23 protein-coding genes and 1 pseudogene are annotated in these 24,851 nt (G+C 65.9%); 10 read left to right on the top strand and 14 right to left on the bottom strand.

What is annotated here, in order from left to right; genetic code table 11:
- Positions 1–6 precede the first annotated feature (6 nt).
- Positions 7–426: a hypothetical protein gene (locus ACM0PY_RS09980; protein ID WP_180883766.1), complete on the top strand. Its 420-nt coding sequence runs from the start codon at positions 7–9 to the stop codon at positions 424–426.
- Positions 413–1,081 (top strand): hypothetical protein, encoded by a 669-nt coding sequence (locus ACM0PY_RS09975; protein WP_180883768.1) that lies wholly within the window; start codon positions 413–415, stop codon positions 1,079–1,081. The genes ACM0PY_RS09980 and ACM0PY_RS09975 overlap by 14 nt, the downstream gene beginning before the upstream one ends.
- A gap of 370 nt (positions 1,082–1,451) precedes the next feature.
- Here ACM0PY_RS09975 and arr read toward each other — a convergent pair whose 3' ends face one another.
- Both arr and ubiK read right to left on the bottom strand, forming a co-directional pair.
- Positions 1,452–1,886: an NAD(+)--rifampin ADP-ribosyltransferase gene (arr, locus tag ACM0PY_RS09970; protein WP_180883770.1), complete on the bottom strand. Its 435-nt coding sequence runs from the start codon at positions 1,884–1,886 to the stop codon at positions 1,452–1,454.
- A gap of 126 nt (positions 1,887–2,012) precedes the next feature.
- On the bottom strand, positions 2,013–2,264 hold the full coding sequence (ubiK, locus tag ACM0PY_RS09965; protein WP_005419983.1) for a ubiquinone biosynthesis accessory factor UbiK: 252 nt from the start codon (positions 2,262–2,264) through the stop codon (positions 2,013–2,015).
- A 155-nt stretch (positions 2,265–2,419) separates the two neighbouring features.
- Between ubiK and ACM0PY_RS09960 the strand changes: the two genes are divergently transcribed.
- Entirely contained in the window at positions 2,420–2,758 is a 339-nt protein-coding gene (locus ACM0PY_RS09960; RefSeq protein ID WP_005411374.1) for a P-II family nitrogen regulator, read from the top strand.
- 164 nt (positions 2,759–2,922) lie between these two features.
- Here the strand turns inward: ACM0PY_RS09960 and ACM0PY_RS09955 are convergent, their stop codons facing one another.
- The gene (locus tag ACM0PY_RS09955; protein ID WP_134971928.1) at positions 2,923–3,447 is read right to left on the bottom strand and encodes a hypothetical protein; all 525 of its coding nucleotides are present in this window, start codon (positions 3,445–3,447) and stop codon (positions 2,923–2,925) included.
- A 239-nt stretch (positions 3,448–3,686) separates the two neighbouring features.
- A complete protein-coding gene (locus ACM0PY_RS09950) occupies positions 3,687–4,346 on the bottom strand; it encodes an RIO1 family regulatory kinase/ATPase domain-containing protein (RefSeq protein WP_100478874.1) in 660 nt (219 codons plus the stop codon).
- 436 nt (positions 4,347–4,782) lie between these two features.
- Between ACM0PY_RS09950 and ACM0PY_RS09945 the strand changes: the two genes are divergently transcribed.
- Positions 4,783–5,688 carry an aspartyl/asparaginyl beta-hydroxylase domain-containing protein gene (locus ACM0PY_RS09945; protein WP_032954620.1) on the top strand — a complete coding sequence of 302 codons (906 nt, stop codon included), beginning with the start codon at positions 4,783–4,785 and terminating at the stop codon, positions 5,686–5,688.
- A gap of 113 nt (positions 5,689–5,801) precedes the next feature.
- Here ACM0PY_RS09945 and speE read toward each other — a convergent pair whose 3' ends face one another.
- A complete protein-coding gene (gene speE / locus ACM0PY_RS09940) occupies positions 5,802–6,653 on the bottom strand; it encodes a polyamine aminopropyltransferase (RefSeq protein WP_111175846.1) in 852 nt (283 codons plus the stop codon).
- Between the two features lie 191 nt (positions 6,654–6,844).
- Between speE and speA the strand changes: the two genes are divergently transcribed.
- Positions 6,845–8,734: an arginine decarboxylase gene (gene speA, locus ACM0PY_RS09935; protein WP_180883772.1), complete on the top strand. Its 1,890-nt coding sequence runs from the start codon at positions 6,845–6,847 to the stop codon at positions 8,732–8,734.
- Between the two features lie 36 nt (positions 8,735–8,770).
- Positions 8,771–9,091: a DUF6122 family protein gene (locus ACM0PY_RS09930; protein ID WP_061480251.1), complete on the top strand. Its 321-nt coding sequence runs from the start codon at positions 8,771–8,773 to the stop codon at positions 9,089–9,091.
- A 163-nt stretch (positions 9,092–9,254) separates the two neighbouring features.
- Here the strand turns inward: ACM0PY_RS09930 and ACM0PY_RS09925 are convergent, their stop codons facing one another.
- From ACM0PY_RS09925 to ACM0PY_RS09915, 3 genes are read right to left on the bottom strand one after another with little or no spacing between them, the layout of a single operon-like run.
- Positions 9,255–10,574 (bottom strand): ATP-binding protein, encoded by a 1,320-nt coding sequence (locus ACM0PY_RS09925; protein ID WP_180883774.1) that lies wholly within the window; start codon positions 10,572–10,574, stop codon positions 9,255–9,257.
- Positions 10,571–11,230 (bottom strand): response regulator transcription factor, encoded by a 660-nt coding sequence (locus ACM0PY_RS09920; protein ID WP_095378378.1) that lies wholly within the window; start codon positions 11,228–11,230, stop codon positions 10,571–10,573. The genes ACM0PY_RS09925 and ACM0PY_RS09920 overlap by 4 nt, the downstream gene beginning before the upstream one ends.
- Complete coding sequence (locus ACM0PY_RS09915) at positions 11,230–11,520, bottom strand: PepSY domain-containing protein (protein ID WP_049403791.1); 291 nt, start codon at positions 11,518–11,520, stop codon at positions 11,230–11,232. The genes ACM0PY_RS09920 and ACM0PY_RS09915 overlap by 1 nt, the downstream gene beginning before the upstream one ends.
- A gap of 145 nt (positions 11,521–11,665) precedes the next feature.
- Between ACM0PY_RS09915 and ACM0PY_RS09910 the strand changes: the two genes are divergently transcribed.
- Positions 11,666–12,100 (top strand): PepSY domain-containing protein, encoded by a 435-nt coding sequence (locus tag ACM0PY_RS09910; RefSeq protein WP_180883776.1) that lies wholly within the window; start codon positions 11,666–11,668, stop codon positions 12,098–12,100.
- A gap of 128 nt (positions 12,101–12,228) precedes the next feature.
- Here the strand turns inward: ACM0PY_RS09910 and ACM0PY_RS09905 are convergent, their stop codons facing one another.
- The 3 genes from ACM0PY_RS09905 to ACM0PY_RS09895 all read right to left on the bottom strand — a co-directional run bounded on the left by ACM0PY_RS09905 (position 12,229) and on the right by ACM0PY_RS09895 (position 14,550).
- On the bottom strand, positions 12,229–12,708 hold the full coding sequence (locus ACM0PY_RS09905) for a hypothetical protein (RefSeq protein ID WP_134972288.1): 480 nt from the start codon (positions 12,706–12,708) through the stop codon (positions 12,229–12,231).
- A gap of 126 nt (positions 12,709–12,834) precedes the next feature.
- Positions 12,835–14,043, bottom strand: coding sequence for an NAD(P)/FAD-dependent oxidoreductase (locus ACM0PY_RS09900; protein ID WP_235646742.1), 1,209 nt, complete (start codon positions 14,041–14,043; stop codon positions 12,835–12,837).
- 12 nt (positions 14,044–14,055) lie between these two features.
- Entirely contained in the window at positions 14,056–14,550 is a 495-nt protein-coding gene (locus ACM0PY_RS09895; protein ID WP_134972290.1) for a lipocalin family protein, read from the bottom strand.
- Positions 14,551–14,732: 182 nt separating this feature from the next.
- Here ACM0PY_RS09895 and ACM0PY_RS09890 point away from each other — a divergent pair, with 182 nt between their 5' ends.
- Together ACM0PY_RS09890 and ACM0PY_RS09885 are read left to right on the top strand one after the other, a co-directional pair.
- Complete coding sequence (locus tag ACM0PY_RS09890) at positions 14,733–14,981, top strand: hypothetical protein (RefSeq protein WP_005419952.1); 249 nt, start codon at positions 14,733–14,735, stop codon at positions 14,979–14,981.
- A gap of 89 nt (positions 14,982–15,070) precedes the next feature.
- A complete protein-coding gene (locus tag ACM0PY_RS09885) occupies positions 15,071–17,491 on the top strand; it encodes a DUF3772 domain-containing protein (RefSeq protein WP_180883778.1) in 2,421 nt (806 codons plus the stop codon).
- Positions 17,492–18,085: 594 nt separating this feature from the next.
- Here the strand turns inward: ACM0PY_RS09885 and ACM0PY_RS09880 are convergent.
- Together ACM0PY_RS09880 and ACM0PY_RS09875 are read right to left on the bottom strand one after the other, a co-directional pair.
- Positions 18,086–20,191, bottom strand: coding sequence for a phosphoglycerol transferase I (locus ACM0PY_RS09880; RefSeq protein ID WP_180883780.1), 2,106 nt, complete (start codon positions 20,189–20,191; stop codon positions 18,086–18,088).
- 244 nt (positions 20,192–20,435) lie between these two features.
- A pseudogene (locus tag ACM0PY_RS09875) lies at positions 20,436–22,082 on the bottom strand (ABC1 kinase family protein); the annotation flags it as partial.
- Positions 22,083–22,289: 207 nt separating this feature from the next.
- On the opposite strand from ACM0PY_RS09875, the gene ACM0PY_RS09870 reads away from it, so the two are divergent.
- Positions 22,290–23,216 carry a DUF808 domain-containing protein gene (locus tag ACM0PY_RS09870; RefSeq protein WP_061480242.1) on the top strand — a complete coding sequence of 309 codons (927 nt, stop codon included), beginning with the start codon at positions 22,290–22,292 and terminating at the stop codon, positions 23,214–23,216.
- Positions 23,217–23,234: 18 nt separating this feature from the next.
- On the opposite strand, the gene ACM0PY_RS09865 is transcribed toward ACM0PY_RS09870, so the two are convergent.
- A complete protein-coding gene (locus ACM0PY_RS09865; RefSeq protein ID WP_180883789.1) occupies positions 23,235–24,773 on the bottom strand; it encodes a GGDEF domain-containing protein in 1,539 nt (512 codons plus the stop codon).
- Positions 24,774–24,851: the final 78 nt, after the last annotated feature.

Raw genomic sequence — 24,851 nt, 5'->3', positions numbered from 1 at the left:
TACTAAATGAGCATCGAACTTCTCCGGGATATGATAGAGGAGCTCCCAGCATCGCTAAGGGAGCAGATTATTGGTTACGCTGAGAGTGTGAGGCTCGCAGCGCCGTCTATAGCCAGAGATCAAGGAATTGAGCTGACAAAAAAATTTGAAGAACAAATCACTTTTTTTGCAGGTGTAAGGAAGCTCTTCTCAATCGTATCCTCCTCTTATTGGTCACTTGATAATTCGGCGACATTGCTCGCGCAATCCGATACAAGTGTGATAACCATTGCGGGCAGGTCATTTTCCCGTGGATCCGAGCTCCACCGACAGCTCCATTCCTTGCTTAATGATTTGGAAGGCGCGCTGCTAGAGTCGCAAATTTTGACTGCGGTGCAACTTAGCTTCAGTGAAATGGCAAAGGTGGTGGCGCATGAACTTGGCTAATGTAATAAGCGCAATCAAGCGAGTTATTGCAAGACACTCTGGCGGGTTCAAGTTGATTGCTTCGAGCCAAACGCAGCTTCTCGAGCTTGCATCAGTTACGGGCATTGCAGAGCATTACCGCTCAATAGGTGCTTCTGTCAAAGCTGTTAATCCTAAGGGTAAAGGCGGCTTTGTCGTCAAGACATCTACAAGAGGATATCCTTGGAACTTTTCATATTTTGAGTGTGATTTGGCAGGCGAAAAGTTCGAGATCAGGATGAACCTGATGGTCAATGGGGCTCATGATGACGGCATCTACTGCGTAGATGTGGGGATTGTAAAGAGTAAGGCTGTTCCGTATTCGAGGCCACCCACTGTCTGGACCCGAGTAGACAACTCCGATCTAATTACGTTCGCCGAGACAAAAAAGCTAGTCGTCTATCCAATGCTGCTCGCACAGTTCGTTGGTATTGTTCACGAGATCAAGCCAGGGTTCCTTGTGGCTGGCGCTACACACCATCTCTCCCCGACGCTAATCACTATTGGGCATCTCACCGGGAATTCTCAGGCCATCGTCAACGCATACTTGGGTAGAAACTTCCGAATACTAATCGCGCATAGCTATGACATACGCTTGGCTCGGGTAAGGGCAGGGGCACCCTCGCCATTTGTATAGGTTGCCAACAAATGGTTCTGGCGGGAGCTTCTAGGTGAGCAACATCCTGTTTTCGAAGTATCCACCGCTGCTCGAAAGTGGAAACCCGGCAGGGGATTGAGGAGGTCCCCAGAGGAGACCCTGCAACGGTGCAGAGCCTCGCTTCCTAGCTCATTTCGTTGGGTGGCAGCGTTAACTCCGCTGGGCTGAACTGATGATGGTACGGGTCCGTGAGCTTGAGGCGCGTGAGAGTGCTTTAGTCATTGGCGATCTCGATGCAATCATGCGTCAACCCAAGGGCGAGATGCCGGCTATGACGCCCTACACATGAGGGAGCTGCATGGGGGATGATCGGAGAACGTAGATTTGTGCGTCGGCGTCTTCCTGTCCATCAATTGATGATCTCCCCACTCCCCGAAGCAACAAACGCCCTCAATTGCCGAACGAACTCCGCGTCATAGAGCTCCCACTCCAAAATCTCCCCAACCACCCGCAACGGCTGCGCACTCCGATACGACCGCGTCGGGTTCCCGGGAAACTTCTTGTTGGTCACGTTCGGGTCGTCTTCAAACGGCCCGGTCGGCTCCACCACGTACACGCGCGGTGGCCCTTCACCCCGGGCCATCTCGGCAGCCAATCCGGCGCCCTTGGCAATCGTGGTGAAGTAGATGTGGTTCATCACCACGCTGTCGCGATAGTTGGAGCGGAAGCCCGCGCTCAGCAACTCGCCCACCGCCAGGTCAGCGCGGGTGCCGTGGTAGAACGGCCCGGCGACCTGGTCGCAGGTGTCATGCGAAACGGGTGTCCATTCGGTGTCCTGCGCCATCGCTGCTGCCCCTCTCTGTGCTGCCGGATCGACAGGCCGGCGAGTCTAGGGCGCCCGGTGGGCCTTGCTGCAAGGCCCCATCCGGGAAATAATCTGTAAACGGGAGGCGCAGTGCGCCTCCTTTTTTCATTCTGCGGCGCCGCGCCCTTCCAGCTCGCGCACGGCGGTTTCCAGCGCGTCCAGCTTCTGGCGCGTCTTCAGCAGCACGGCGCGCTGCACTTCGAACTCCTCGCGGGTGACCAGGTCGAGCTTGGCCAGGCCGGCCTGCAGTGCGCTCTTGAAGGTGGCCTGCAGTTCCTCGCGCGATTCGCGCAGGCCCGGCGGCACCAGGTCGCTGAGGCGACGGGCGAGGTCATCGATTTGATTCAGGTCGATCATGGAGTGCTCCGTGGGGGTGGGCCCGTGCATCCGGCGCGGGCAGGCCATTCGGGCACAAGGATACTGCTGGCACCCACTGCCCGGACAGGCCGCAGCGGCTTCGCACGGGCCGCGTTCAGGCGCTATCCTCCACGCCGGAAGACAGGAGATAGACGATGAAGATGGTCATGGCGGTGATCAAGCCGTTCAAGCTCGACGACGTGCGCGAAGCGCTGGCCGAGCGTGGGGTTACCGGCATCACGGTGACGGAAGTGAAGGGCTTTGGTCGCCAGAAGGGCCACACCGAGCTGTACCGTGGCGCGGAGTATGTGGTCGATTTCCTGCCGAAGGTGAAGCTGGAAGTGGCGGTAACCGATGACCAGGTGGAGGCGGTGGTTGAGGCCATTGTGAAGGCCGCCGGCACCGGCAAGATTGGCGACGGCAAGGTGTTCGTGTACGACCTGGGCAGTGTGGTGCGTATTCGTACTGGCGAGCTGGACGCGGACGCGTTGTAAGTGGGGGTGTGGACGGCCGTCTGCGGCGCGGGATGCTGGACCGCTGCGCTGTCTGGGCGACGGGATGCTTGACCCCTCTGTCGTAGAGTCGAGCAAGCTCGACTCTACAGCCGGGATCGGGTGGTGCGAATACCCTTGTGCGATGAAGTGCCGTCCCGGTGAGATCAACCGGGCGGAATGAGGGGGGACGACCGCCACTCCGGCAGACCGAGCGCGCGGCGGGTGCGCGTCACGATGGCGCCGATCTCTGCCTCGAAGCCGCCATCAGGTTGCAGAAGCGGCGTGAGTTCGGCACAGCGTTGCTTCAGCACATCGACCCATGGCGCTGGGTGGGTCTCCGTAGCGGCCAGTGCGAAGTGCCTGCGACCCTCGTCGTAAGCGCCCGCCAGCCCGGCGATGATGCCGGCATGGATGTGTTCGCGGATGCCCGGTTGGGGGTGATGATTCATCAATGTACGCACGTGCCCCGGGGTGGGAAAGCGGTCACGCAGGGCCAGTACCTCGGCTGCGGCCTGCTCGGCCAGTGTCTGTGCGGCCGAGGCAAACTCGGCGGTTTCGGTGAAGCGTTGGAATCCGGCAACGCGGCCGCCCACGTCGAAGGACAGGTAGTCCTTTTCTTCCCAGAGCCAGCAGGCGCCGACATTGAGATAGCTGCCCCTGTCCCATGCCGAAGGCTGGAACTCGATCACCCCGACCCACCAGCCCTGGTCGTCAAGCCAGGTGCGCGAACGGCCTTTCTGCACGCAGCCCAAGGGGCGCAGTATGGATCTTGCGGCTGCAGTCAGCAGGCGGGTGTGTTCAGGTGTCGGCATGCCCAGCGTCCTTGCGAGTGGCGTGCCGACGAGTATCGCAGAGCACATCGGGCGTGTGGCCCGGGGCAAATGCAGGGCAAACAGCAGTCGCGCAAGCAATGCAGGGCGAGCAGCGCTTACCGCCGCTTCGCCCACTTATAGAACCGCTTCCAGCCCTGCCGCACCGCGGCCACCCAGCCCGGGTCGGCCACCAGTGCGGCCTGCGCGGCACTCGGAGCCTGGCCGGTTACGCGCTGGCGGATCTTCAGCAGGTTCTTCATGTCGCTGCGGCGCATCTGCCGGCTCAGTGGATTGCGGCGCAGCCAGCGCGGGGCGCGCCAGGCGGAGGTGAAGTCCAGCAGCACCGGCACGCCGCCGCTGACCACCACGTTGGTGCCATGCAGGTCGTTGTGGGTGATGCCGGCGGCGTGCAGGCGGCTGAGCGCGTGCTGCAGCTGCTCGAACACTTCATTGCCCACGGCCTGCGCGGTGCTCAGGGTCTGGCCCGGGATGAACTCCATGCCCAGTGCCAGGCCACCGAGGGTGCCGAGCAGCGCGGGGGCATGCTTCCAGCCGCCGAGGCGCTGCAGCATGCGGGCTTCCCGGCGCACCATCAGTCGCGCGATCAGCGAAACGGGAGTGCCGCGGTAGCGGGAATAGTCCTTGATGACCGCCTCGCGCCCGTCCAGGCAGGTGCGGTAGACATCCGGGGCCAGGAAACGCTCGCCGCGCTTGAGCAGCAGCGGGGAGGCGGCGTCATCGCCGCAGGAGGAGGATGGCAGGGCAGGAAGATGCATGTCGGGGTCTCGGACGACCCGGTGGGTGGCGCAATGCGTCAAGCGAACCGGTGTTACAGGGAGTTACTAAGTTTTCGTTAATTTTAGTACTCGCCAGTTCGCTATTCCACGATTTGTCGGAGAAATGTCGGGGTCGTGGCTGGAACAGTTCGTCGCGCAGAATCGGACAATTCTGTCTCACTTATTCCAGTTGGCCTTTAGCATCAACAGCTTGCGCGCCCAGCCCTGCGCCTCCTTCGCAACCGGATGAACACGGCGCACGGGCAACTTGACCCCGGCGCACGGCCTGCCGACCATAAGCTGTTAACCCGCGACATCGGCGGCCGCCCCCCTCCGGCACGTCCCCGTCCCCTGCCGCGTTCCGAACCGGTGCTGGCCGCCTGGCCGTGCATCGCCCCGTTTCCCGTTCCGGCCGCGGCTGGAGGAAAGTGCCTTGATCATCAAAATCGTCATTGCAGCGCTGTTCGTGGCCTGCGTGCTGTACATCCACTTCCGTGGCAAGGTCCGCGCGCGCTGGTCGCGCCAGCTGCTGGACCACTCCAGTTTCATGGCCCCGATCAACGTGGTCATGTACATGTTCTCGAAGGTGCCGACCACGCCGTTCCTGGACCCGGGCAAGGAGTTCCCGCAGCTGGAGCCGCTGCGCCAGAACTGGCAGATGATCCGCGACGAGGCGCTGGCGCTGCGCGACGCGCAGAAGATCGCCGCCTCCAGCACGTTCAACGATGCCGGTTTCAATTCATTCTTCCGTCGTGGCTGGAAGCGCTTCTACCTGAAGTGGTACGGCCCGTCGCACCCGTCGGCGAAGACGCTGTGCCCGAAGACCACGGCGCTGATCGAATCGATCCCGGATGTGCGTGCGGCGATGTTCGCGCAGCTGCCGCCGGGCAGTGAGCTGCGCCCGCACCGCGACCCGTTCGCCGGCTCGCTGCGCCTGCACTTGGGCCTGAGCACGCCCAACGACGATGCCTGCTACATCGAAGTGGACGGCATCAAGAAGAGCTGGCGCGACGGCGAGTGGATGATGTTCGACGAGACCTACATCCACCATGCACACAACGAGACGCAGCAGGACCGCGTGATCCTGTTCTGCGACATCGCCCGCCCGCTGCGCTTCGGCCTGCCGGGGCTGTTCAACCGCGCGGTGGCGGCCACGCTGCTGGCCGGCGGCGCCTCGCCGAACCTGCCGGGTGACCCGACCGGTGGCGTCAACAAGGCATTCGGCAGCGTCTACAAGGTGCGCCTGAAGGCCAAGGCACTGCGCGAGCGCAGCGTGGTGGCCTACCAGCTGATCAAGTGGGGCCTGGTGGTGGCGGTGATCGCGGGTATCTGGGCGCTGTGATCGTTACATGAGGTTGCCGGCCAGCGGCCGGCACTACCGGAACATGAAAAAACCCGCGCTGTCGCCAGCGCGGGTTTTTCATTGGGTAGGTGCCGACCGTTGGTCGGCACGCCTTACTTCAACGCCGCCTGCACGAACGGCGGGGTCACCAGCACGCCGGTATGCAGCGCGGCGGTGTAGTACAGGGTGTTGAAGGTCTTGGCGGCCGAGTCGGCCTGGCGGAAGTCGAAGCTGCTGTCGCCCTTGCGCGCCATGGTCACGCTCCACCAGCCGGTGGGGTAGCACGGCTGCGGGAACGGCAGGGTCTTGAACGAACCGAAGCCGGCCTTGCCCATCTCGGTGCGCATTTCGTTGATCAGCGCCAGCTGCATCAGCGGCGACTCGGACTGCTGCACCAGGATGCCGTCGTCCTTCAGGGCCTTGAAGCAGCTCTCGTAGAAGGCCTTGTTGAACAGGCCCTCACCCGGGCCGACCGGGTCGGTCGAATCGACGATCACCACGTCCACGCTGCCGGCCGGGCAGTTGGCCATGTAGGCCACGCCGTCGTCGAACAGCAGCTCGGCGCGGGCGTCATCGTTGGAGTCGCACAGTTCCGGGAAGTGCTTGCGCGCCATCACGGTGACCTGCTCGTCGATATCGCACTGGGTCACGCTCTCCACGCCGGTGTGCTTGAGCACTTCGCGCAGGGTGCCGCAGTCGCCGCCACCGATGATCACCACGCGCTTGGGCGCGGCGTGGGTGAACAGCACCGGGTGGCTGATCATCTCGTGGTAGAAGAAGTTGTCCTTGCTGGTCAGCATGATGGCCCCGTCGATGGTCATCAGGTTGCCCCAGTCGGTGGTCTGGAAGATCTCGATCTTCTGGAACGGCGACTGCACCTCGTCCAGCTTGCCGGTGATGCGGTAGCCGATGGCCGAGCCGGTGCGCTCGAAGTGTTCGATGTACCAGTTGTTGCTGTCAGTCATGGGAAAACAGTCCTGTTCGGAGGGGTGGAGCCGGGCTGGCGGGCGGGGCCGCGTGGCACAGATGCCACATCCGGACGGATCGGCCCGTTCAGGTTGGAACCTGTCACGGGCGCGGGCGCGCATGATAACGAACCTGTGGGCACATAGGCGTTATCATGCCCCCCCTTTTATTGCCAACAAGGCCGACTGAAATGACCGATTGGTCCCTCGACCAAGCCCGCAAGACCTACTCGATCCCGCATTGGGCGGACGGTTACTTCGACGTGGATCAGGCCGGGCACATGGTGGTGAGACCGACCGGGGCGGACGGCCCGGTGGTGTCGCTGCCCAAGGTGGTCGATGCGGCGCGCGCGGCGGGCGCCAAGCTGCCGCTGCTGGTGCGCTTCCCGGACATCCTCGGCCAGCGCCTGGGCAAGCTGCAGGCGGCCTTCGCCCAGGCCCAGCAGGACTGGGAGTACAGCGGCGGCTACACCGCCGTGTACCCGATCAAGGTCAACCAGACCCGCGGCGTGGCCGGCACCCTGGCCAGCCACCACGGCGAGGGCTTCGGCCTGGAAGCGGGCAGCAAGCCCGAGCTGATGGCCGTGCTGGCGCTGTCGCGCCCGGGCGGGCTGATCGTCTGCAACGGCTACAAGGACCGCGAGTACATCCGCCTGGCCCTGATCGGCCGCAAGCTGGGCCTGCAGACCTTCATCGTCATCGAGAAGCCGTCCGAGCTGAAGCTGGTGCTGGAAGAGTCCAAGGCGCTGGACGTGAAGCCGGGCCTGGGCGTGCGCATGCGCCTGGCCTCGCTGGGCGCCGGCAAGTGGCAGAACAGCGGTGGCGACAAGGCCAAGTTCGGCCTGTCGCCGCGCCAGCTGCTGGACCTGTGGAAGTCGCTGCGTGACACCGAGTACGCCAACTGCCTGAACCTGCTGCACTTCCACATGGGCTCGCAGATCTCCAACGTGCGCGATATCGCCAACGGCATGCGCGAAGCCACCCGCTACTTCGTGGAGCTGTCGCGCCTGGGCGCGAAGATCACCCACGTCGATGTGGGCGGTGGCCTGGGCGTGGACTATGAAGGCACCCGTTCGCGCAGCTTCTGCTCGATCAACTACGGCCTGCATTCCTACGCCAGCAACATCGTGCAGCCGCTGGCCAATGCCTGCGAAGAGTTCGGCCTGACCCCGCCGCGCATCGTCACCGAGTGCGGCCGCGCGATGACCGCGCACCACGCGGTACTGATCGCCAATGTGTCGGAAGTAGAAGAAGCGCAGGAAGGCCGCGTGCCGGACCAGCACGATGACGAGCCGGCAGCGATCCGCCACCTGCGCGAAATCCACGACGAGCTGGACGTGCGCCCGGCGGTGGAACTGTTCCAGGAAGCGCAGCATTTCCATGCCGAAGGCCTGGCCAGTTACGCGCTGGGCCAGATCGACCTGCCGCAGCGTGCGCGCATCGACGATCTGTTCTACGCCATCGCCCACGGCGTGCGTGCGCGCCTGAGCTATGACGAGAAGAGCCACCGCCCGGTACTGGACGAACTGAACGAGCGCCTGGTCGACAAGTACTTCGTCAACTTCAGCGTGTTCGAATCGATCCCGGACGTGTGGGCGATCGACCAGGTGTTCCCGATCGTGCCGATCGAGCGCCTGGACGAAACCCCGGACCGCCGCGGCATCATCGCCGACATGACCTGCGACTCGGACGGCATGGTGGAAACCTATGTCGAGAACGAGAGCCTGGACAGCTCGCTGCCGCTGCACAAGATGAAGCCGGGCGAGAGCTACCGCATCGGCTTCTTCATGGTCGGCGCCTATCAGGAAATCCTGGGCGACATCCACAACCTGTTCGGCGATACCGACGCGGTGGAAGTGCTGGCCGATGCCGATGGCTATGCCATCACCCAGCAGCGCCGTGGCGACACCACCGACGTGATGCTGGACTACGTGGGTTACCGCCTGGACGAACTGCGGGCGACCTATGCGCAGCGCGTGGCTGCAGCGCAGCTGTCGCCGGAACGCGCGCAGGAACTGTCCGAAGCGTTGGAAGCCGGCCTGACCGGTTACACCTACCTGTCTGACGAACCGCTGGTCTGATGGAGAGCGCCGGGCTTGCCCGGCGCTACCGTTGCGATGAGCGCGCGCGCGATCTTCCACCTGTTCCTGCATGCCGCCGTGCCAGCGTTGCTGGCATGGCTGTTCTGGCGCAAACGCTTCGCCTCGGCGTGGCTGCTGCTGTTGCTGGGCTGGATCATCGACCTGGACCACCTGTTGGCCGATCCGATCTACGCACCGAACCGCTGCAGCATCGGTTTCCACCCGCTGCACACCGCACCGGCAATTGCCGTGTATGCAGGCCTGTGCGTTCCGAAGAAAACGCGGTTGTTCGGCATTGGTCTGATCATCCACATCGCGCTGGACGCAATTGATTGCTGGTGGATGCATCACCGTTGATGCTTGATGCATGTCGACCAAGGTCGACACCTACCGGGTGCACGCTGGCCGGTCGGATTGGCGCTTGGTAGAGCCGGCCGCTGGCCGGCTTCCGCAGGGTGTTCCTGGTGACTACGTGGTTGCCGGCCAGCGGCCGGCACTACCCACCGTCAGGTTGGTCGTTTCACCCCACCGGCAGCCACAACGTCGCGCGTAGGCCCGGCTGTACATTCTCCAGCACCACGCGCCCTCCATAACTGGCGGCGATATCGCCCACGATCGCCAGCCCCAATCCACTGCTGCCCACGCGCTCATCCAGCCGCACGCCACGCTGGGTGACCCGTTGCAGGGCGTCTGCGGCCAGGCCGGGGCCGTCGTCGCGGACCTCAATGCGCAACTGGCCGTCGTCGGTTTCCGCGCTGACCTGGACCTGCCGCTGTGCCCAGCGCCCGGCATTGTCCAGCAGGTTGCCCAGCATCTCTTCCAAGTCCGCACTGGCACCGGCGAACTGCAGCGCCGGTTCGATACCGGCCGCCGTGAACGTGATGCCACGTTCGCCATGCACGCGTGCCATCAGCCGGCACAGCGCCTGCGCGACAGCGGCCACGTTGGTGCGCTGGCGATGGTCGGCGGCCAGTCCTGCAGCCAGGTAACGGTCGACACTGGCCTGCATGCGCGCACTCTGCTCGCGCACGGTGGCCCGCCAGTGCGCGCCATCGCCGTCGGCTTCGGTGGCCAGTACGCTCAGCGGGGTTTTCAGCGCATGCGCCAGATCCTGTGCACCGGTGCGCGCGCGCGCGACCATGCGTTGCTGGTGGTCCAGCAGCGCGTTGAGTTCTTCCCCCAGCGGTGCGACTTCCGCGCCCAGCCCTTGCGTTTCGATGCGCTGCGCATCGCCGCGCCGTACCCGTTCCAGCTGCGCACCGAGGTGATGCAGTGGGCGCAGGCCGAAGTGCACCTGGCTGGCCAGCACTGCCAGCCAGGCGGCGACCAGCACGCCCAGCGCGATGGCGGTGCGCTTGCGGAATGCAGCGACATCCGCATCCAACGCACTGCGATCAGTGGCAACCACGGCCACGAACGGTTCGCTGGCGCGTGGCAGGCGCACCTGCTGCACGCGTGCGCGCAGGGATTGCTGCAGCGGCCCGGGCAGGTTGCGGGTGGCCGGCCCGGTAACCGGCGCCGGCAGGGTTTCATCCCACAGCGAGCGCGACTGCAGCAGCACGCGGCCATCGGCCCCTGCGATCTGCCAGTAGGCACCGGAGAACACGCGCTGGAAGCGCGCATCATTGGGTTCCTGGCGCAGGCGCAGCTGTCCGTCCGCATCCACTTCGGCCTGCGCCAGCAGGGTCAGCATGTCCTGCTGCAGTTCATGGTCGAGGCGGTCGCGCGCGCTGCGCTTGAACAGCTCGCCCAGCAGCGCGCTGGCCAGCAGCGAGACCAGCAGCAGGCCGACGCCGCCGGCCAGCAGCAGGCGCCGTCGCAGCGATGATTGCCGGCTCACGGCGCGGCCAGCCGCCAGCCCTGGCCGCGCACGGTCTGGATCAGGTCGATGCCGAGCTTGCGGCGCACGCGTCCGAGCAGCACGTCCAGTGCGTTGGAGTCCGGGTCATGGCCGCCGTCGAACACCTGTTCGCCGAGGCGATCACGGCCGATCACCTGGCCGCTGTGATGGATGAAGTAGCTGAGCAGCCGGAACTCCTGCGGACTGAGCGGCAACGGTTTGCCGTCCAGCTCGAAACGACCGGCGTTGACGTCCAGCTGCAGCGGGCCGCAGTGCAGGCGGGGGCTTGCGTGGCCGTGGCTGCGGCGGATCAGGGCGCGCAGCCGCAGCACCAGTTCGTCGGCCTGGAACGGTTTGGTCAGGTAGTCGTCGGCACCGGCATCGAAGCCAGCCAGCTTGTCGTGCCAGCGCCCGCGCGCGGTCAGCACCAGCACCGGAAAGCTGCGGCCATTGCCGCGCCAGCGCTCGATCACGCTCAGTCCATCCAGTCCGGGCAGGCCGAGGTCGACGATGGCGGCCTGCAGGTCCTCGATCTGGCCGATCTCCTCGGCCTGGCGACCGTCGGCGACCACCGCCACCACATAGCCGGCCTGTTCCAGCAGGGGCACCAGGCGCTGTGCCAGTGCGGCATCGTCTTCGGCCAACAGGATGCGCATCAGTCGTCGAGCTCCGTCTTCAGCAGCTTTCCGCTGCGCGCATCATAGTCCAGCTCCACCACCACGCCGTCGCCGCGCAGGATCTCCACTTCGTAGACGCCGTCGTCCAGCTCCACTTCCAGCAGTTGGCCCGGGTAGCGCTTGAGCGCATCGCGCACCACGCTCTCCAGCGGCACGTAGCGGCCCTGCTGCACGGCGCGACGCGCGACCTGCTGCGCCGGGTCCTGCAGGGGCGCGGCGGCGGTCGGGGCGTTGGCCAGGGCCAGCAGCAGGGGCAGGGTGGCGAGCATGCGGGTAAGGAAAGAGAGAGGGGCACAGGCGCGAGTGTGGCGGGGATGACTAACAGCCGGCTAACAGCCACGGCTAAGGCGCTGTTAACCGGGCCATGCATCGTGGCGTTGCCGGGATGGTCCGGCCACGAACAGGAGAACCCCCATGTTGAAGTCGCTCACCCTCGCCACTGTTGCCCTGCTTGCCGTCGCGCCGGCCGTACAGGCCGCGCCGCTGGGCATGGCCCAGGTTGAACAGACCCTGCGCAAGGCCGGCTACACCCAGATCCACGAGATCGAACGCGATGATGGCCTGTGGGAGGCTGACGTGAGCCGCGCCGATGGCCGCTTCAGCGAAGTCTACGTGGACCCGAAGACCGGCGAGATCTTCGACGAGCACAGCGGCCGCACGCTGCTGACCACCGAGCAGGTACTGGCACGCGCACAGGCGCATGGCCTGCGCGAGATCCATTCGCTGGAACGCGATGGTGCGACCTGGTCGCTGGAAGCCCGCAATGCCCGCAACCAGAAGGTGGACGTGCGCCTGAGCGGTTACGACGGCCGCATCCTGCACAGCGAGCGCGATGGCTGGCTGGATTGATTCGCGTGCCGGTAGGCGCCGGCCGCTGGCCGGCTCACGGGGAGAAAGCGTGTCGACCAAGGTCGACACCTACCAAGCGTACGCAGCGGTAGCGGCCGACCTGGGTCGGCCCGGGCCCGGCGCGGAGCTTACCAGCCGTACGGCGGTGGGTAATCCCAGCCCGGGCCACGGCCGTAGTAGCCGCCATACGGGCCGAAGAAGCCCGGGCCCTTGCCCTCGCTCACATGGATGTTGAGGTTGACCCCGTGGGTCTTGCCCTCATCGGTGGTGTAGTTCTTGCTCAGGTTCAGCGTGGCCGCGTTGTAGTGGCTGTTGCCACCGTTCTTGGAATAGCCGATGCCGGTGGTGAAGCTGCCCGACACCTTGACCTTGTCGTCGGTGACGTCGGCGATCTTCGCGTCGTCGTGCACGCGCGGGCCGCTCTTGTCGCCGTAATAGGTGCCGGGCGGGTCCTGCTGCAGGGCCGGGTCGTTGAGGTAGCGCAGCGGCGCCTGCGGCAGCGTCAGGTCCAGGCCGGCAGCCTGCGGCGCGGTAGCGCCAGCGGCGGACTGGGCCAGCACGGTTCCCGGCAGGGCCAGGCACAGCAGCAGGGTCAGGGGGCGGATCATGACGGCGCTCCAGCGGACAGGTGGCCGCGCAACACGCGGCGGTACAGGCCGACGCTAGCAGGGGTTGCTTGAATGATGCCTGTCGGCGCCCGCTTGCGGTAGAGCCAGGCCATGCCTGGCTGCACGCTACAACCGTTCGAACCCGAACAGCCCTTCCAGCGCATGCTTGCGCCGCTCGATCCGGGCCCGCAGCAGCTGGGCGCCGATCATCGAATAGGTGATGCCGTTGCCACCGTAGGCCATGGCGAAATGCACCCGCGGGCCCCACTGCGGGTGCGGGCCGAAGAAGGGCAGGCCGTCGGCGGTTTCGGCGAAGGTGCCGGCCCAGGAAAAGGCGGGTATCGGATCCAGTCGCGGGAACCAGTGCCGCAACTGCTTCATCAGCTTGCCGGCCTTGCCCTCAACGCGCCGGTCGCGCCGCGCCGGGATATCGATGGCGTCGTCCAGCCCACCCACCAGCAGGCGGCGGTCGCCGGTGGCGCGCAGGTACAGGTACGGGCGTGCGCTCTCCCACACCATCGTGCGCTGCAGCCGGCCCAGCGTGTCCGCATCGACCGGGTCGGTGATGAAGGCGTAGCTGCTGCGGTTGCGCGCGACCCGCTGTTCAAGCCAGCGCTGGTTGGCGTAGCCCATCGCCAGGACCACGTGGCGGGCGCGGACCGTGGCGCCGGCCTCGGTCATCGCGGTCACGCCCTGCGCGCCAGGCTTGAGCGTGTGCAGCACGGTGCGGTCGTGCACATGGCCGCCGCGACGGCGTACTCGTTTGAGCAGGCCGTAGGTGAGGCAGTAGGGATCGACCCGCGCTGCCTGGCGGGTCAACAGGGCGCCGCCGGCATCCACGTCGAAGCGTTCGCGCAGGGCTTCGCGGTCCAGCCAACGCGCGTCCAGTCCAATATCGCGGCGTGCAGCTCCTTCGGCCATCAGGCGCGGCACGTCGCGCCGCCGGCTGGCCAGGTACAGACTGTCCATCTGGCGGAAGTCCACCTCCTTCAGCCCGCGTGCCACTTCAGCCAGTGCCGGAATCGCGTCGGCACAGGCAAGGTAGGCCAGGGCGGCGGCATCCCTGCCATAGCGCTCGGCCAGTTCCAGCAGATGGGTATCGATCTCATACTGCAACAGCGCGGTGCTGGCCGCCGTGCTGCCCCAGCCGATGTCGCGCTGCTCGATCACCGCCACCTCGTGGCCGTGGGCGGACAGTTCGTCGGCGATCAGCGCACCGGTGATGCCGCCACCGACCACCAGCACGTCGCAGCGCAGATCCTGCTCCAGCGGGGGAAAGGCCTGCAGCAGTCCGTTGCGCACTGCCCACCAGGGGTAGCCACTTTTCAGGTCCATGCGTGGTCGTGCTCAGGCGGTGGGGTGGCCGGTATGCGGGGTCTGTATCAGTTCGGACAGATCGAAGCCCTGCAGGCGGGCCGTGGCCAGATAATGGTCCTGCACGGTCGCGTCCAGGCGTGGCTCGCGCGCCAGCAGCCACAGGTACTTGCGGTCCGGGCTGCCGACCAGCGAGACGCTGTAGTCCGGGGCGACCTGGATCACCCAGTAGTCGCCCTTGGCGAACGGCAGCCAGCGCAGGCCCTTGGGCAGGAAGCTGACTTCCAGGCGCGCGCTGTCGTTGTCGACGGCGCAGGCCTCGCCGGTGGCCTCTTCGATTTCGCCATCCATGCGGCAGCGGTTGGTGACGCCGACATTGCCGTTGTCGAGCAGGGTGTAGTGCGCCGACACATCGGTGCAGCCTTCCGGCTCGTGGCGCATCGGCAGGCGCGCGATCTCGTACCAGGTGCCCAGGTAGCGCGGCAGCTTGAGGTCGGCGACGGTCTTCAGCGGCGGGTGCTCGGTCATCGGTCATCGTGGCAAGGGCGGGCCTCCACGATGCCGATGGGCTCGCCATGAGTGGGTGAAGCCGGGGCGATGGCCGTGTCCAGAACGATCCATCGCCGCTGCGACGTGCCTGTTGTCACCGGCATGGCGGTATCCTGCCGCCAGCGCCGTGTTTTCCTGATCCAACCGAGGTGGAGGTGCCGATGTACCAGGTGATCCTGTTGAAGAGTGAATCCGCGTTCGCGCGCGAACAGTGGCCGCAGGTCGACGACCTGGTCGACTACGAGGGCGTCAGCTACAGCCTGCGAGCCGGCCCGCGCCAGCCACTGCCGACCGACCACGAGTGGCACCCGGTGGCGGTGTATGCGCCCGACGAGATCACCGAGGAAGAGTTCCAGGACTGGTACGCGCTGCAGCAGCCGACCGTGGAAGAGCTGCGCCTGAAGTACTGATACTGCTGCACGTCCCCCATCCGCCGTTTACCGCCTGTGCCGTATAGTCGCGCGCAGGCGCGGTGGTCCGCGCGAACCGGTGTGGCTGCGTGTCTTCTTTCCTGCGATCGATCCGTGCACGGGGGCCCTGGTGGGTCCTGCTGCTGTGCACTGCCTTCCTGCTGTCCGCGCCGGTGCTGGCACAGGAGGAGGACCCCACGCCCAAGCAGCAGCTGGCGGAGATCGATTCGCGGTTGAAGGATGTCGAGCGCAAGCGTGGCGATGCGGAAGCCACCGAGACGCTGGCGATGCTGTCCGAGAATGCCTCGCAGGCACGGCGTGACGCCGAGGCACTGGAAAAGGCACTGCAGCCCCAGCTGGATCGCATCAACGAGCAGCTGGCGCAGCTGGGAACGCCTGCCGAGGGCACCACGGAGCCGCCGGAGCTGGCAGCGCAGCGACGGGCCATAACCAAGCAGCGCGACGGGCTGGCCGCGTCGGTGGCCCAGGCCAAGGCCAGTGCCGTGCGTGCACAGCAGCTGGCGACCGACATCGAACAGCAGCGCACCGCACAACGCACGGAAGAACTGGGCCAGAAGGTCGCCTCGCCGCTGTCGCCCGCGTTGTGGAGCAAGGTGGCCGAGCGCCTGCCGATCGATATCGCGCGCGTTGCGCCGTTGGCCGAGCAGGGGCGTGACGCGCTGGTCGCCGGCATCCGCACCCATGGCTGGGGCACGCCGTTGCTGGGCCTGCTGGTCGCGCTGGTGATGATGTTCCCGCTGCGGTTGTGGCTGCGCAGGCTGGGGCGGAAGTTCGCCGCGTCCGAGCGCGCGCCTGATGGACGACTGCGCCGGTCTGGCCTGGCGATGTGGCTGCTGCTGGTGGGCACGCTGCTGCCCGGTTATGCGGTAGTGGTGCTGATGGCGGCGCTGGATGCCATCGATGCGATCGCGCCGCGCCTGCAGGTGGTGGCTGACGGCCTGGAGACCGCCACCTTCCGTGCGGCCTTCATTGCCGCGCTCAGCGCCTGCCTGCTGGTGCCCAAGCGCCCATCATGGCGGCTGTTGAACCTGGACGACACCGCCGCGCTGAAGCTTCGCAAATACGCCTGGGGCGCGGCGGTGCTGGCCTGGCTGAGCACGGTGCTGGTGGCCCTCGACCAGGCTACGCGCACCAGCGATGTCACCACGGTGGCGTTGGACGGCCTGATTGCCCTGACCTACCTCGGCCTGATCATGGCCATGCTGGTGACCCTGGCGCGCCTGCATCGGCGGCAGACCGCCGAGGCCGAGGCCAAGCTGGAAGAACAGGCCGATGGCGTGGGAGCAACCACGCCCGTGCGCCGCAGCAGCTGGCTGGTACTTGCCCGAGTAGCGGGCAACATCGCGGTGGTGGCCGCCATCGTTGCCACGTTGCTGGGCTACCTGAATTTCGCCAAGTTCGTGAACCAGCAGCTGATCGGCGGCAGCATCGTAGTGCTGGCCGCAACCCTGCTGTTCAAGTTCGTCGATGACCTGAGCACCTGGATCCTCAACGCCGACAGCAAGGTCGGCCAGACCATCCTGCTCAGCACCGGCCTGAGCGTATCGCGGCTGGAACAGGCGGGCGTGCTGCTGTCGGCGGCGTTGCGCACCATCGTCGTACTGATCGCGCTGCTGGCGCTGGTGGCACCGTTCGGCAACATCGGCGCGGTGGTGGAGCGCTTCTCCTCGCTGTTCACGTCTGGATTCGACATTGGCGGAACCAAGCTGGAGCCGGTGCGCATCGTGCTGGCGGTGCTGGTGCTGCTGGCTGGCCTGGCCGTTACCCAGCTGGTACAGCGCTGGCTGACCGACACCTACCTGCCCAAGACCGAGCTGGACCTGGGCGCGCGTAATTCGGTGAGTACCGTTGCCCGCTATGTGGGCATCATCATCGCGGTGATCTGGGCGCTGAGCGCGATGGGGCTGCAGCTGAGCAAGCTGGCCCTGCTGGTCAGCGCGCTGTCGGTGGGTATCGGTTTCGGCCTGCAGGTGATTACCCAGAACTTCGTCTCCGGCCTGATTCTGCTGGCCGAGCGGCCGGTGAAGATCGGCGACTGGGTGAAGCTGGGTGACCAGGAGGGCGACATCCGCCGCATCAGCCTGCGTTCGACCGAGATCCAGGTGGGTGACAAGTCGACGTTGATCGTGCCCAACTCCGAGCTGGTCACCAAGACCGTGCGCAACATGACGATGGGCAACAACCAGGGCCGCATCCAGATCCAGTTCGCGGTGCCGCCCAGCACGGATGTCGGCAATCTGCGGCAGGCGCTGCTGGATGCGTACACCGCGCACACGAATGTGCTGAATCAGCCGGCACCGACGGTCTACATCGACAGCATTGCCGGTGGCCAGATCACCATCAACAGCTTCGCGTACGTGGCCAGCCCGCGGCAGGTGTACGCCACCCGCAGCGACCTGTACTTCAGCCTGCTGCAGATCCTGGCCGAGCGGAACATTCCGCTGTCGACCCCGACCGACATCCACATCATCCGCGATCCGCAGGAGTAGGGGGTTCTTTGCAGGGCTGCGCCCTGCACCCGCTACAAGCCGGAGCAACGGCAACGGCAAAAGCTGGTTTCCTGTGGGATGGCGGGGTGGGTCCGGTTGCGGGGGACGCTGCAAGTACCCCTCCGGGGCCCGGCCCAGCCGCTGGCGGCTGCGCGTTCGGGCGCTTGCGAAGCAGTGCTTCGCAAGCGAAGCGCCCTCACCCATGTAAGCTCGGTCGCCGCATCCATGCGGCTCACGCCCCCGCAACCGGACCCACCCCGCCTTCGACAGTTTTCCGCGATCTTTTGGAATTGCTTTTGGGGTCAGATCCGTTTTCCGGAGGAAAACGGATCTGACCCCATTTTGATTTTCGATATCTGACAGATTGTGTCGACCAAGGTCGACACCTACCGACAGCCGCAGGAATCTGTCAGAGGTGGGGTGGTGTCGGAGTGCGGGGTGTCAGCCGCATGGATGCGGCTGCCAAGCCTCCAGGGACGGATTTACGGCGTCCCCGCACTCCGACACCGCCCCGCCATCCCACGGGATGCACGCTGTTGCTGTTGCCGTTGCTCCGGTTTGTAACGGGTGCAGGGCGCAGCCCTGCAAATAGCCCTACCCCCGCGGTCGGCTGTGCGAGGGCACCAGTGCGAACGTATCCACCGCCAGCTTCTCGGCGTGGTTCAACCACGCGCGGATCTCCAGATCGTCCACTTCGTGATCCAGCCCGAACGACACGTTGATCTTGCCGTTGGCATCGGGCTGCACCCACTGCTGGGCCAGCACCACCTTGCGCTGCGAGGACACCGCTTCGATCCAGAAACCGCGGTCCGGGCGCGTGCTCGCCACCAGTTGCAGCATGTACTGGCCGGCACGCGTACGGCGTCCCTTCTGGGTGATCATGTGTGCCTGGCGCACGCTCGGGCGCGGGCCCTGGAGCGTATCCAGCGGTGCATCCACCGCGATGCCACCGCGCAGGTCGTTGTCGCGGTACAGCTTGAAGCCGTTGTCGCGGTTGACGAGCAGAGCGCACCAGTCACCATCGGCCGAGCCGTCCTCGAACGCGGTGCAACGGTCGACGTAGGCCAGGGTGTTGTCCGGGTTGGCATCATCGAACTGGCGCGAGGTGTTTTCCAGATACACGGACTTCAAACCCCAGTCCTTGTCGTACTCCAGCAGCACCGGTGGCTGCACGTGCTGCAGGCCAACGACCACCTGATCATCGCCATCGATCTTCAGTTCGCGGGTCGGCTGGCCCAGCCACAGCGAACGGGCGAAGGCCAGGTACTGCGGGTAGTCGCGGCCATCATCGCGCCGCGCGGCCACGCTGGCACTGGGCGCGCGCTGCGGGTCGATCAGCGAACGGCCAAAGCCCATCGTCTTCAGGTTCGGGTCCAGCAGGCTGAGCAGGGTCGCACCGGAATCCAGGGTGGTGCCAGCGTCGGCACTGAGCTGCTGCGGGGCAATGCCGTCGCCGAGGAACAGCAGCAGGTTCTCGCGCTTCTGCTTGGCCAGCACGTGGCTGAGATCGTTGGGCATCGCCAGGTGGTCGGAGGCGATCACGATCAGCGTGTCCTTCCCATACGGGCTGGCCTGGATACGCTCGACCAGCTGTGAGATCAGGCGGTCGGTGCACTTGAGTGCATTGAGCAGGCCGATGTTGCCGTACCCGCTGCGGTAGCGCTCGCCCTTGCACGACACCGGCAGGTGGCCCGCCGGGTGGTGGGTGTCCATGGTCAGCGTGGTCAGCATGAAAGGTGAACCGGCGCGCGAGAGCTGCTCGAACCGCTGGTAGGCGGTGTCCAGCAGCACGTCGTCGTGCACGCCCCAGGCCGAGTAGTGGATGCGGCCGATCTTCTTCTGCTGCTTGAACCATGCCAGGTCATGCACTTCGTCAAAGCCATGGCTGGCCAGGAACTGGCCCTTGCCGGCGAACTGGCCGTTGGCGCCGCCCAGGTAATGGTTGGTGTAGCCCTGCTGCTTCAGGTAGTCGCCCAGGCACACCGCCTTGGGCAGGAAACTGCCCATGCGGTCCATGCTGTTCTCGTCGCCCTGCGAGGTGGTCAGCGGCACGCCACACATTGACGACACCAGGCCGGCGATGGTCCAGCCGCTGCCTTCGGCCGAGGCCAGGCCACGCACGTCCAGCGACTCGGACGCCAGGCGGTTGAGGTTGGGCATCAGGCCGGGAAACACGGCCTCATCCAGATAGGTGCGTTCCAGGCTTTCGCCGTAGATCCATACGATGTTGCGCGGGCGCTGCAGCGGTTGAGTCGGCACCTGGTACTCGGGGGCGATACGGGCGAAATCGACCGGGCGCAGCTGCTGGTAGAGGCGTTGGCCGTCACGGGCCAGCGGGCTGATCAGGATCGTGGCCACCCACACGGTCGCGAAGCCGGCGAACAGCGCGCCACCGTGGCCGGGCCGGCGCCAGCGCTTCACCCGCGTGGCAAACAGCGGCAGCAGCGAGACCAGCGCCAGCACGATGAAGCCGGCGATGTAGCCCTTGAAGTCGGAGACACCAGCGCCTTCCATGTCGGCGCCGAGGTGATAAAGCGTGGCGGCGTTGAGCCCATCACCGGACAGCTTGTCGATCAGCCACCACGCGCTGAGCATCAGCAACAGCAGCGAGAATGCACCGGCCTTCCACCACACCCACTTGTCGGACGCGAGGAACAGACAGCACAGCAGCAACAACGACAACAGCAGTATCCAGAGCATAGGCAGCTTCGGCAGTGACGGGGTGGTGGCGATGGACGTCGTACCGACGCGTGTCCATCCGACCGGCGCTGCTGCAAGCACATCCACATGACAGGCCGATGACCCGATAGTGCATGCACGAACCTGACTGAAATGTTTGTTGGAATGACGCGCGCGCAATCACGCCGCGAAGGTAAAACGAGCGTGAAAGGCTTCGTTGGATTGCATTAAAAACCGCATGAATACGCGGCTTTTCGCCAATGCATCAGCGGTGCCCGCGTTCCTCGCGCGCCCGCGCGCGACGATCGAACAGCAATGCACTGGTAACGATGCCCAGCCCCAGCACCACGCCGATCAACAGCAGTATCAGTGCGATGAGGGGATAGCCGAACAGGTGCCAGCCGGTGTCGATCTTCATCATCATTGCCGCAGCCATGATCAACGCGGCGCTGATGATGCCGGCCGCCACGCGGTTGGCGATCTTCTGCAGGTTCTCCATCAACCGCGATTCTTCCAGCCCGGTCACCTTCATCTGCAGGCGGTTCTCGGCCAGCAGCGCCATGATGTCCGACAGCTTGCGCGGCCCGTCGCGCAGCAGCTGCTGCAGCTCCATCGCCTCGCTGGCGATGTTGGCCGCCGACAGGGATTTCTTCAGGCGCGCGCGCATCACGTGCTGCAGCTGGCGCTCGACGATGCGGCGCGTGTCCAGCTCCGGCGCCAGCAGCCGGCACACGGTTTCCAGGTTGAGCAGGGCCTTGCCCAGCAGGCTCAGTTCCGGCGGCGTGCGCAGCCCGCAGGCAGTGGCGATGCGCACCATGTCCAGCACCACGCGGCCTTCCGAGAAGCTGCCACTGGCGGCGTAGCGCGCGATCAGCTGGCCGGTCTCGCGCAGGTAGCGCTCTTCGTCGAAGGCCTCCAGCCGCGTACTGAAGCTGATCAGATCGTCGGCCACTTCTTCGCCGCGGCCATCGACGGCGGCGAACAGGATCTTCAGCAGCCGCTCGCGCAGGCGCGGCGGCATGTGCGCGACCATGCCCAGGTCGAAGATCGCCAGCCGGCCATCGGGCATCACCCGCAGGTTGCCCGGGTGCGGGTCGGCATGGATCTCGCCATGCACGAAGATCTGGTCCAGGTAGCCGCGGATCAGCGCCGCTGCCAGCGGATCCATGTCCTGCTCGGTGCGGCGCACGCCAGAGATCGCATCCACGCGCACGCCGGTGGCGAGCTCCATGGTCAGCACGCGCTGGCTGCTGTAGTCCCAGATCGGCTGCGGTACCCACAGGCGGCGGAAGGGCCGCAGATGCCGTCCGAAGCGGGCCAGGTTCTCGGCCTCGGTGTGGTAGTCCAGCTCCTGCATCAGGGTCTTGGCGAACTCGTTGAGCCAGTCGCGCAGGCGCACGCGGCGGCCCACCTGGGTCAGATGATCGGCGGCCAGCGCAAAGCTGCGCAGCGCTTCCAGGTCCGAGCGCAGCTGCGCGGCCACTTCAGGCTTCTGCACTTTCACTGCCACCTGGCGGCCATCGTGCAGCACCGCGCGATGTACCTGCGCGATCGACGCACAACCCAACGGCTCGGGATCGAACGAGGCAAACAGCTTGTTCACCCCCACCCCCAGCTCCTGCTCGATGATGGCGTGGATGCGCTCGACCGGGATCGGCGCCACCTTTTCCTGCATGCGTTCCAGGGCGGTGGCGAACTCCACCGGCACCATGTCCGGGCGGGTGGACAGCATCTGGCCCAGCTTGACGAAGGTCGGCCCCAGGGCCTCCAGGTCACTGACGAACTGTTCCGGGTTGCCATCGGCGGGCACGTCGGCCTGGTTGCTGGCGGCGTCCAGGTTCATGCCGGAGAACACGCCCGAATGGCGGTAGCGCAGCAGCAGGCGCAGGATCTGGCTGCGCCGGTTCATGCCTGTGACCAGCGGAGGATTGCCATTGGCGGTGGGCGGATTGCTCAAGCGGAACTCCCATGCGGCAAGGACGGTAGTGCCGGCCGCTGGCCGGCAATGTCCGGATTCGGCAGTGTCGCCGGGGGAAGGTGGGCATGCGGTGAACCCCGCAGCTATCGCAGAGGCCGGCGGATCGGTCAGAATCCGCTCATTCCCATTCTTGGACGCCCCATGGCCGGTGCCAGCCTGTTTGCCCTGCTCGACGATATCGCCTCCCTGCTCGACGATGTCTCGGTCCTGACCAAGGTCGCGGCGAAGAAGACCGCCGGTGTGCTGGGCGACGATCTGGCGCTGAACGCGCAGCAGGTGACCGGAGTCAACGCCAACCGCGAACTGCCGGTGGTCTGGGCGGTGGCCAAGGGCTCGCTGGTCAACAAGGTCATCCTGGTGCCGGCGGCGCTGGCGATCAGTGCGCTGGAAGCCTGGCTGCACAGCCGCGGCTGGAACGTGCCGCTGATCGTGCCGCTGATGATGATCGGCGGTGCCTTCCTGTGCTTCGAAGGCGTGGAGAAGCTGGCGCACCGCTTCCTGCATTCCTCCGACGACGATGCCGAGCGCCAGGCCGAACGCCGCAAGGCGCTGGCTGACGCGCAGGTGGACATGGTCGCGTGGGAGAAGGACAAGGTGAAGGGCGCGATCCGCACCGACTTCATCCTTTCGGCCGAGATCATCGTGCTCACCCTGGGCGTGGTCGCCACTGCGTCGTTCACCAACCAGATCCTCACGCTGAGCGTGGTCGCACTGGCGATGACCGTGTTCGTCTATGGGCTGGTGGCGGGCATCGTCAAGCTCGATGACGTTGGGCTGTACCTGTCGCGCAAGGGCGGTGCCATTGCCGCCTTCGGTCGCGGGCTGGTGGCGTCGGCGCCGTGGCTGATGAAGTTCCTGTCGGTGGCCGGCACCATCGCCATGTTCCTGGTCGGCGGCGGCATCCTGGTGCACAACGTGCCGGCCCTGCACCACGCGGTGCAGGCGCTGGGCGGCGAAGGGCAGTGGGGCTGGCTGGTGAGCGCGGTGGGCAACATGGTGGTCGGCATCATCGCCGGCGCCATCGTGCTGGCAGCGGTGACCGGGTTCCAGAAGCTGCGCGGTAAATAAGCCCGTAGACCCTCGGGGTCACCCCGCCTGCACGCGGTTCTTGCCCTGCCGCTTGGCCGCATACAGCGCGTCATCGGCGCGCCGCAGCAGGGTTTCGGTATCGTCACCGGGCTGCCACTGCGCCAGCCCGGCGCTGAAATGCACCGGCACGCGCTGGTCCTGCACGGTCAGCACGCGATGGGCCAGCGAGCGCTGCAGGCGCTGCACGGTGGCCATGCTGTCGGCGCCCTGGGTTTCCGGCAGCACCAGCACGAACTCGTCACCGCCCAGCCGTGCGATGCCGTCGGTGGCGCGCAGCAGCAGCTTGCACACGGACACCAGGTGCTGCAGCAGCGCATCGCCACCGGCATGCCCATGCGCGTCGTTGGTCTGGTGGAAATCATCCAGGTCGATCACCGCTACGCCCAGCGGTGAGTTGTTGCGCGCGGCTCGGGCCAGCTCGCGCTCCAGCAGTTCGTCCAGGCCACGGCGGTTCAGCGCCTGGGTCAGTGGATCGATACGTGCCAGGTCACCAGCGGCGCGCAGTTCCTGCTCCAGCTCGGCAATACGCTGCTCTGCGCGCTCCACTTCCTGCCGCGCATTGGCCAGGTGATCGCGGGCCTGTGCGGCCTGCTGCTGCACTTTGCCGGTATCGCGCATCACCTCCTGCAGCAGCTGGTTGAGGTCGGCGATGCTGCGCGCCTCGCGCAGCTGCAATGCGTAGCTGCCGATGCGGTCGTGGTATTCGCCGGTGCTGGTGGCCATGCCATCCATGCGCTCGATGAACTCGCCCATCAACCCGCGCATCGCCGCCTTCGAATCGTCGATGCCCTGGCGCAGCAGGCCCTGCTTGTAGATCACTTCGCGCAACTCGGCGCGGGTGCGCTCGACTGCCTCGGCTTCCAACGGACCGTCCAGCAACTGGCGCACCGCCGCGATCTGGCCCTGCAGCCAGCTGCGGTCATCCAGCAGCTCGCTGACGTTCTCCAGCAGCAGCGCGAACAGCTCCAGCAGCAGCGCCTGCTGCTCCTGCCAGCTTTCGGCACGCACGCCGACCTGGTGGCCAAGTTCGCGCACGCCCTGTTCGATTGGTTCCAGGGCTGTGCCCGGCTGCCATTGGCGCAGGCGCAGGGCCAGCGCCTGCGCTTGCTCGCGCAGGTCCGGGTCGTGCTGCAGCAGGGCAACCACCGCACCGCCCAGCAGCAGCCGCAGCTGCTCGGACAGGCGCAGGCTTTCCGGCTGCCCGTCCGGCGAATGCTGCTCGATGGTGCGGATGTACTTGTCGATCAACTGCCGCATCGCGCGCCCATAGCGCGGCCAATCGGCGCTGGCCTGTGCCGACTGCAGGCGGTCGCCCATGTCGCCCAGTTCGCCGGGCAGGGTGGCCATGCCGTTGGCGAACGCCGCCAGCAGCGGTTCCGGCGCATCGGCGCCTGCGAACAGCTGCTGCAGCGCCGCGCCACCGCCGCCCTGCAGCACCACGCGGTCACCCCGCCCATCGTCCACCACCGCGCGCACGCGTGCCCGCGGCCCAAGGGCGGTACCGGGGGCAGGGCGGTGGTCGGGCTGGTCCGTCATGGAGCGAATCCTGGGGCTGGCAGGGACTGGTTCCAGCATATCGGCGCGGCCGCCGAGGGCTTGAACGGCTAGGATGGG

Origin of the sequence: Stenotrophomonas sp. BR163, from assembly GCF_047520985.2 — a bacterium.
Taxonomy (GTDB): domain Bacteria; phylum Pseudomonadota; class Gammaproteobacteria; order Xanthomonadales; family Xanthomonadaceae; genus Stenotrophomonas; species Stenotrophomonas sepilia.
Note: the sequence above shows the minus strand (reverse complement) of the source record. Positions and strands in the feature narration are given on the sequence as shown.

Coding starts and splice junctions, on each gene's coding strand:
- ACM0PY_RS09915 (WP_049403791.1), bottom strand. CDS start 11,520: ATGCTCGCCACCCTGCCCCTGCTGCTGGCCCTGGCCAACGCCCCGACC.
- ubiK (WP_005419983.1), bottom strand. CDS start 2,264: ATGATCGACCTGAATCAAATCGATGACCTCGCCCGTCGCCTCAGCGAC.
- ACM0PY_RS09905 (WP_134972288.1), bottom strand. CDS start 12,708: ATGATCCGCCCCCTGACCCTGCTGCTGTGCCTGGCCCTGCCGGGAACC.
- speA (WP_180883772.1), top strand. CDS start 6,845: ATGACCGATTGGTCCCTCGACCAAGCCCGCAAGACCTACTCGATCCCG.
- ACM0PY_RS09980 (WP_180883766.1), top strand. CDS start 7: ATGAGCATCGAACTTCTCCGGGATATGATAGAGGAGCTCCCAGCATCG.
- ACM0PY_RS09890 (WP_005419952.1), top strand. CDS start 14,733: ATGTACCAGGTGATCCTGTTGAAGAGTGAATCCGCGTTCGCGCGCGAA.
- ACM0PY_RS09910 (WP_180883776.1), top strand. CDS start 11,666: ATGTTGAAGTCGCTCACCCTCGCCACTGTTGCCCTGCTTGCCGTCGCG.
- ACM0PY_RS09920 (WP_095378378.1), bottom strand. CDS start 11,230: ATGCGCATCCTGTTGGCCGAAGACGATGCCGCACTGGCACAGCGCCTG.
- ACM0PY_RS09960 (WP_005411374.1), top strand. CDS start 2,420: ATGAAGATGGTCATGGCGGTGATCAAGCCGTTCAAGCTCGACGACGTG.
- speE (WP_111175846.1), bottom strand. CDS start 6,653: ATGACTGACAGCAACAACTGGTACATCGAACACTTCGAGCGCACCGGC.
- ACM0PY_RS09880 (WP_180883780.1), bottom strand. CDS start 20,191: ATGCTCTGGATACTGCTGTTGTCGTTGTTGCTGCTGTGCTGTCTGTTC.
- ACM0PY_RS09930 (WP_061480251.1), top strand. CDS start 8,771: ATGAGCGCGCGCGCGATCTTCCACCTGTTCCTGCATGCCGCCGTGCCA.
- ACM0PY_RS09895 (WP_134972290.1), bottom strand. CDS start 14,550: ATGACCGAGCACCCGCCGCTGAAGACCGTCGCCGACCTCAAGCTGCCG.
- ACM0PY_RS09900 (WP_235646742.1), bottom strand. CDS start 14,043: ATGGACCTGAAAAGTGGCTACCCCTGGTGGGCAGTGCGCAACGGACTG.
- ACM0PY_RS09975 (WP_180883768.1), top strand. CDS start 413: ATGAACTTGGCTAATGTAATAAGCGCAATCAAGCGAGTTATTGCAAGA.
- ACM0PY_RS09865 (WP_180883789.1), bottom strand. CDS start 24,773: ATGACGGACCAGCCCGACCACCGCCCTGCCCCCGGTACCGCCCTTGGG.
- ACM0PY_RS09870 (WP_061480242.1), top strand. CDS start 22,290: ATGGCCGGTGCCAGCCTGTTTGCCCTGCTCGACGATATCGCCTCCCTG.
- ACM0PY_RS09950 (WP_100478874.1), bottom strand. CDS start 4,346: ATGCATCTTCCTGCCCTGCCATCCTCCTCCTGCGGCGATGACGCCGCC.
- arr (WP_180883770.1), bottom strand. CDS start 1,886: ATGGCGCAGGACACCGAATGGACACCCGTTTCGCATGACACCTGCGAC.